This window comes from Gulosibacter sediminis, from assembly GCF_014904065.1.
Classification (GTDB): domain Bacteria; phylum Actinomycetota; class Actinomycetes; order Actinomycetales; family Microbacteriaceae; genus Gulosibacter; species Gulosibacter sediminis.
On record NZ_JACXJG010000009.1, the window covers coordinates 162,229 to 168,191 of the forward strand.

The window sequence follows — 5,963 nt, forward strand, 5'->3', positions numbered from 1 at the left end:
ACGCGGGCTACTGCGTTGGTGTGGCGGAGGGCGTTGCGGCCGCCTCGTCGGTCACCGAGAAGCAGACGTAGTTGCGCTCGCCGGCGGCCCAGTCTTCCTCGAGAGGCCAGCGCACCTGCAGTTCGGTGATGTCGCTCGGGTAGTCGTCGAGGCCCTCGCACGCGAGCACGGCCCAGTCCGCGAGCGCGTCATCGCCGGGCCAGTCGGCACCGGCGTCGACGTAGTCGGTCACGTCGACCGTGCCGAACACCTCGGCGGCGTGCGGCTGCGAGCACGGCACCTCGTCAAACTCGAGCTGCCAGGCATCGTCGAACTCGGCGACGCACGTGCCCGCCTCGGCCTCGAAGATGCTCGGCGTCTCGGTGGGGGTCGGCGTCGGCGAGGCCTCGGGCACGCCGAGCGGTCGCCAGAGCCAGCCGACGGCGGCACCCACGAGGAGCACCACCACGGCGGCGGCGATCGCGATGCCGCGCCGGCCCGCGGCCACGGTTACGACTCGGGGAGGCCGAGGTCGTCGAGCCCGATCGCGTAGCGGTACGGGTAGCCCGCTTCCTCGATGCGCTCACCCGCGCCGGTCGCGCGGTCGACGATGGTGCAGACGCCGACGACAGTCGCCCCGGCCTTCTCGAGCGCGGCGGCGGCGGCGAGCGGCGAGCCGCCGGTCGTCGAGGTGTCCTCGAGCACGACGACGCGCTTGCCGTCGACGTCGGGCCCCTCGACCTGCTTGCCGCGGCCGTGGTCCTTCGGCTCCTTGCGCACGACGAACGCGTTGATCGGTGCGCCCTGCGCGACCGACTGGTGCAGCACCGCGTTCGCGAGCGGGTCGGCGCCCATTGTCAGGCCGCCCACCGCATCCGGCTCGAACTCGGCGACGAGGTCGATCAGCACCTGGCCGATCAGCGGCGCAGCGCGGTGGTCAAGCGAAAGCTTGCGCAGATCGATGTAATAGCTCGCCTTCTTGCCGCTCGTGAGGGTGAAGTCCCCGTGGAAAACGGCCTCGTCGGAGATGAGCTGAATGAGCTGAGTACGCGCGTCGGTCACGTGACCAAGCGTACCGGCCAAGGCCGATACGGTAGAGCCATGCGCATCGCCACGTGGAACGTCAACTCCATCCGCACCCGCAAGGGCCGCGTCGTCGACTACCTCCAGCACGCCGACATCGACGTGCTCGCGATGCAAGAGATTAAGTGCAAGCCCGAGCAGTTCCCCTACGAGGAGTTCGAGCAGGCGGGCTACGAGGTCATCGCCTACGGCAAGAACCAGTGGAACGGCGTCGCCTTCGCCTCGCGCCTGCCGATCGAGGAGGTCGTGCACGACTTCGCCGACATACCGGGCTTCGGCAAGCCGCTCGACGACGGCTCGCTGCCCATCGAGGCCCGCGCGCTCGGCGTCACGATCGAGGGTGTGCGCCTCTGGTCGCTCTACGTGCCGAACGGCCGCGAGATCGACAACCCGCACTATCCCTACAAGCTCGAGTGGCTCGCGGCGCTGCGCCGCTCGGTGGCAGCGCGCCGCGACTCGCACCCGGGCGAGCCGCTCGCGATCATGGGCGACTTCAACATCGCGCCCGAAGATCACGACGTGTGGAGCATGGAGTTCTTCGAGGGCCGCACCCACGTCACGAAGCCCGAGCGCGACGCATTTCAGGCGTTCCTCGACGACGGGCTCATCGACGCGCTGCGCAGCCGTGGCGTCGAGGGCTACACCTACTGGGACTACCAGCAGCTTCGGTTCCCCCGTAACGAGGGCATGCGCATCGACTTCATCCTCGGTACGCCCGAGTTCGACGAGCTCGTCGTCGACGCCTGGATCGCGCGCGACGAGCGCAAGGGCGACGGCCCGAGCGACCACGTGCCCGTCGTGGTTGAGCTCGACATCGACACCGCACTCGACGACGACGCCCCGATGATCTTCTAGCGCGCTTGGCCGATCTGCGCTCATCCGTCGCGGTGATGCGCCGACGGCCCGCGCCCGCTTGGATAGTTCCATGACCATGCCACTGTTGCCGCCGATCGGGAATTCCCCGGGGTTCGAGGAGCCGCGCGAGGCTCCCCGCGCCGCGCCCGCCGCACCGGCCACACCCGCACCTGCCCCCGCTGCTTCGCCTGCGCCCGCTGCGCCCGCTCCGGGCCCGCTGCCGTCGCCGGATGGCCGCCACCACGTCGTGGCACAGGCACGCGTCGTGCCCTGGTCGGCCGATGCTCCGGCCGACACGAACGGAGAGCTGCCCGCGCCGCATCCGGTCACCACGAACTCGTCGACGACATCGGCAGGCCCCGTCGCGACCAATGCGCGGCCCGCCGCGAGCGCATCCGNCAACTCAGCCTGCGCAGGCGAGCAAGCCGGCGCCCACCAGCAAGCGCCGCGGTGTCGGCCTGCCCGCCCTCATCGGCATCGGCGTCGTCGGGCTCGTACTCGGCGCGGGAGCGGTGTACGGCATCCAGGCCCTGAACCAGCCGTCGGCGCTCGCAGGCATCCCCGCAAAGTGCTCGCTCGGCGAGGGCAACTACGAGCTCAGCGACAGCGAGCTCGTGGTGCACGCGCCGGCCGCGGTGTCGGACGCCGGCCGGTTTGCCGGCGACGGCGCCTGCGTGCTCTACGAACTCGGCGCCGAACCCGAGGGGCAGACCTACGTCGACTACCTCGCGACGCTCGAGGAGCCCGCCACGATCGGCGGCTTTACGGTGCACCTCGACCCCGAATCCGGCGAGCTGAAGGTGGCGCAGTCATGACCGAATCGACCACGACGCGCCGCTTCGGCGTGCTCGGCATGACCATCGCCGCGGTTGCCGGCATCGCGGTGGGCGCGGGTGTCAGCGTTGGCATCGGCGCATTCACCGGCCCGAACACCGACTCCGAGCGCCTCGCGAGCGCGGTGCGCGGCTGCACCGCCGAACCGGGCAGCGAGGCCGACGTCGCGAACTTCACCACCGTCACCGACGCGAACCACCTCGAGTACGTCGCCGATGGCGAGGTCGAGGGTGGCGAGGGCAACGCCCACTACGCGAACATGTCGTGCCTGCTCTCGAGCGTCGGCGTCGGCGCGCTCGAGTTCCCGGCGATCCTGCAGGGCCCGTACGACCTCAGCTTCGAGACCGAGCTCGCGACGGCCACCGTCACGGGCGACGACTTCGACAGCGCGACCCTGACGATCGACCTGCACTAGCAGTCGCGCGCGAGCGCCGCATCCGCAATGTCATAGGCGAGGTGCACGCGCTCGTCGTTGTCCTGGTTGATCTCGGAGGCGGTCCAGAACACCGTCACCTGCCGCAGCCCGTCCGGACTCGACAGCGTGAGCGCGCGGTAGCCGAGGCCCGAACCCAGGTGGCCGTAGACCATCCCGGGCTCGCCGATCTGCACGCCGATGGTGCCGAGGTCGTCCTCGATCACACTGCCCGAGCCGTCGTCGGGCGCGTCTGGCCAGCTGGCGGGGATGCTCGGGCTCGGGGCGGCCGCGACCCCTTCCGTCAAGGTCGGGGTCGCCGTCGCGTTCGGCGCGATCGTCGGATCGACCTGCTCGGAGTTGATCATCGTCGCGTCGCTGGCCGGGCACTTGTCTTCGCGCGCCTGGATGCCGAGGCCATAGCCCTCGTCGTTGAGCCGCAGCATGTAGCCGACGAGCTGCGGGGGCAGCACCTGCCCGGTGAGGAGCGCGCGCATGAACGTGTTCACGTCGGCGGGGGTCGACACGACGGCGCCGGCGCCGTTCCAGAGCGACGCATCCTGCTTCGTCACGTCGATCGAAAGGCCCGACTCGACGACGTAGCCGTGCAGCGAGTTCGACGGCATCGAAGCGCCGTCGGGGATGCTCGTGTTGACGAGGCCGAGCGGTGTCGTGATGCGGGTGGCGAGCTCCTCGTCGAGCGAGTTGCCGGTGATTTCCTCGAGCAGCATCGTGAGCACGACGTAGTTCGAATTCGAGTACTCCCAGCTGGTGCCCGGGTCGAAGCGCCACTGCTGGCTGAGGGCGAGGTCGACGAGTTCCTGCTGCGTGCGACCGTTGTCGAGCACGTTGAGGATCTGCGTTGGGTCGCCGAGCGCGAGTGCCTCGACGTAGTCGGGCATGCCCGAGGTGTGCTGCAGCAGCTGCTCGACGGTGACCTCGCGCCCGCCGACGACGCCCGGCAACACGTCCTCAACATCGGTGTCGAGCGTGAGCTCCCCCTCGTCGACGAGCTGGAGGATCATCGTCGCAACCATGGGCTTCGTCACGCTCGCGACGCGCGAGGTGTTGCTCGCGCTCGCCGGCAACTCGCTGTTGCTCGACTGCACGCCGACCGCGCTCGTCCAGACCTCGTCGCCATCGCGCACCTCGATGGTCACGGCGGGCGCGCCCGCGTCGGTGAGCTGGTTCATCAGGTCGGTGAGGTCGTCGGTTTCGAAGCTCGCCGACTCGGTCGGGCGCAGCGGCACGGCCGTCGGGCCGGGCAGGGCCGTGCCGACGCAGGCGGTGAGCGCAAAGACCGCAGCGACGCCGGCCGCGATGGCGGCCCGCCAGGCAAGGTTCGTTCTGCGCATCCCATAAATCGTGCCACGCGCAGGTGAGGTGCGCGTGAACGTCATGCGGCGGAATGCTGCTTCGACGCGAGGCATTGCGTGACTACGCTTGCGCTCGTTCGATTCGAAAGGACTCGCATGTCGACCCCTCGCAATGAGACCACCCGACCGATTCACGGCCTCCTCGCCGACCGTTGGAGCCCCCGCGGTTTCGATTCGAGCTTCGAGCTCGACCGCGAGCAGATGCGCACGCTGTTCGAGGCCGCGCGCTGGTCGCCGTCGGCGTTCAACTACCAGCCGTGGGCGTTCATTTCGGGTCGCCGCGGCACCGACACGTTCCAGCACATCCTCGACGGGCTGCTGCCCTTCAACCAGGCGTGGGCCGAGCGCGTTTCGGCACTCGTGCTGACGCTCGCGCAGGTCGAGCGCGAGGGTGAGCCCGTCCCGACCGCGTACTACGACCTCGGGCAGGCCGTCGCCCACCTCACGTTCCAGGCCGAGGCGCTCGACATTGACGTGCACCAGATGACCGGCTTCGACGTCGCGAAGTTCGAGTTCGAGATTCCCGAGGGCTACGAGATCGTCACCGCGGTCGCGCTCGGCCGCTTCGTCGACTCGGAGGAGATCCCCGAGAAGATCCGCGAGCGCGACGCCGCTCCCCGCGCCCGCAAGCCGGTCGAAGAAATCGTCCTAGTCCGCGACTAAAAGCAGTTGAGTGGTCGGTTTNGAGGGCACTACCGGACGGTGTCGAGCTGGAGGGAGTTGTGGTCCGAGGCGACGCGCACCTTGACGGTATCGCCGTCGTGCACCTCTCCCGCCAGGATCGCCCGGGCGAGCCGGTCGTCGATCTCGTGCTGCATCAGGCGACGCAGCGGTCGGGCGCCGTAGATCGGGTCGTAGCCGCGCTCGGCGAGCCACTCGCGCGCATCCTCGTCGACGTCGATGCGCAGTCGACGCTCGGCGAGCCGGGCCTCGAGGGTGCGGATGTTGAAGCCGACGATGCGGGCGAGCTGGTCGCTCGAGAGGGCGTCGAACACGACGATCTCGTCGAGGCGGTTGAGGAACTCGGGCTTNCGCCTTGCGCACCACGCCGAGCACCTCCTCGCGCTGCTGCTCGGGGCTGAGCTGCGGGTCGATGAGGAACTGCGAGCCGAGGTTCGAGGTCAGGATCAGGATCGTGTTCCGGAAGTCGACCGTGCGGCCCTGGCCGTCGGTCAGGCGACCGTCGTCGAGCACCTGCAGCAGCACATCGAATACCTCGGGATGCGCCTTCTCGATCTCGTCGNGACCGAGTACGGGCGTCGCCGCACGGCCTCGGTGAGTTGGCCGCCCTGCTCGTAGCCGACGTATCCCGGAGGGGCACCGACGAGCCGTGCAACCGAGTGCTTCTCGCCGTACTCCGACATGTCGATGCGCACCATGGCGTGCTCGTCGTCGAAGAGCAGCTCGGCGAGCGCCTTCGCGAG

Annotated in this window: 7 protein-coding genes and 1 pseudogene; 3 read left to right on the plus strand and 5 right to left on the minus strand. The window is 69.3% G+C overall.

Annotated elements, in window-relative coordinates:
- Window positions 1-7: 7 nt before the first annotated feature.
- Both ID132_RS13695 and pyrE read right to left on the minus strand, forming a co-directional pair.
- Window positions 8-487, minus strand: coding sequence for a septum formation family protein (locus ID132_RS13695; protein ID WP_193128055.1), 480 nt, complete (start codon window positions 485-487; stop codon window positions 8-10).
- Window positions 488-489: 2 nt separating this feature from the next.
- The gene (pyrE, locus tag ID132_RS05425; RefSeq protein WP_193128056.1) at window positions 490-1,041 is read right to left on the minus strand and encodes an orotate phosphoribosyltransferase; all 552 of its coding nucleotides are present in this window, start codon (window positions 1,039-1,041) and stop codon (window positions 490-492) included.
- Window positions 1,042-1,080: 39 nt separating this feature from the next.
- On the opposite strand from pyrE, the gene ID132_RS05430 reads away from it, so the two are divergent.
- Both ID132_RS05430 and ID132_RS05440 read left to right on the plus strand, forming a co-directional pair.
- On the plus strand, window positions 1,081-1,917 hold the full coding sequence (locus tag ID132_RS05430; protein WP_193128057.1) for an exodeoxyribonuclease III: 837 nt from the start codon (window positions 1,081-1,083) through the stop codon (window positions 1,915-1,917).
- Between the two features lie 811 nt (window positions 1,918-2,728).
- Entirely contained in the window at window positions 2,729-3,166 is a 438-nt protein-coding gene (locus ID132_RS05440; RefSeq protein WP_125107513.1) for a hypothetical protein, read from the plus strand.
- On the opposite strand, the gene ID132_RS05445 is transcribed toward ID132_RS05440, so the two are convergent.
- The gene (locus ID132_RS05445) at window positions 3,163-4,518 is read right to left on the minus strand and encodes a serine hydrolase domain-containing protein (protein ID WP_193128059.1); all 1,356 of its coding nucleotides are present in this window, start codon (window positions 4,516-4,518) and stop codon (window positions 3,163-3,165) included. The two genes, ID132_RS05440 and ID132_RS05445, sit on opposite strands and share 4 nt — an antisense overlap.
- 117 nt (window positions 4,519-4,635) lie before the next feature.
- Between ID132_RS05445 and ID132_RS05450 the strand changes: the two genes are divergently transcribed.
- Complete coding sequence (locus ID132_RS05450) at window positions 4,636-5,202, plus strand: nitroreductase family protein (protein WP_193128060.1); 567 nt, start codon at window positions 4,636-4,638, stop codon at window positions 5,200-5,202.
- A gap of 29 nt (window positions 5,203-5,231) precedes the next feature.
- On the opposite strand, the gene ID132_RS15500 is transcribed toward ID132_RS05450, so the two are convergent.
- Together ID132_RS15500 and ID132_RS15505 are read right to left on the minus strand one after the other, a co-directional pair.
- On the minus strand, window positions 5,232-5,534 hold the full coding sequence (locus ID132_RS15500) for a hypothetical protein (protein WP_459562437.1): 303 nt from the start codon (window positions 5,532-5,534) through the stop codon (window positions 5,232-5,234).
- Between the two features lie 124 nt (window positions 5,535-5,658).
- A pseudogene (locus ID132_RS15505) lies at window positions 5,659-5,942 on the minus strand (AAA family ATPase); the annotation flags it as partial.
- Between the last annotated feature and the right edge of the window lie 21 nt (window positions 5,943-5,963).

Bases quoted from the DNA above. Each gene is read 5' to 3' on its own strand.
- ID132_RS05430 (WP_193128057.1), top strand. From the start codon at position 1,081: ATGCGCATCGCCACGTGGAACGTCAACTCCATCCGCACCCGCAAGGGC.
- ID132_RS05440 (WP_125107513.1), top strand. From the start codon at position 2,729: ATGACCGAATCGACCACGACGCGCCGCTTCGGCGTGCTCGGCATGACC.
- ID132_RS05445 (WP_193128059.1), bottom strand. From the start codon at position 4,518: ATGCGCAGAACGAACCTTGCCTGGCGGGCCGCCATCGCGGCCGGCGTC.
- ID132_RS05450 (WP_193128060.1), top strand. From the start codon at position 4,636: ATGTCGACCCCTCGCAATGAGACCACCCGACCGATTCACGGCCTCCTC.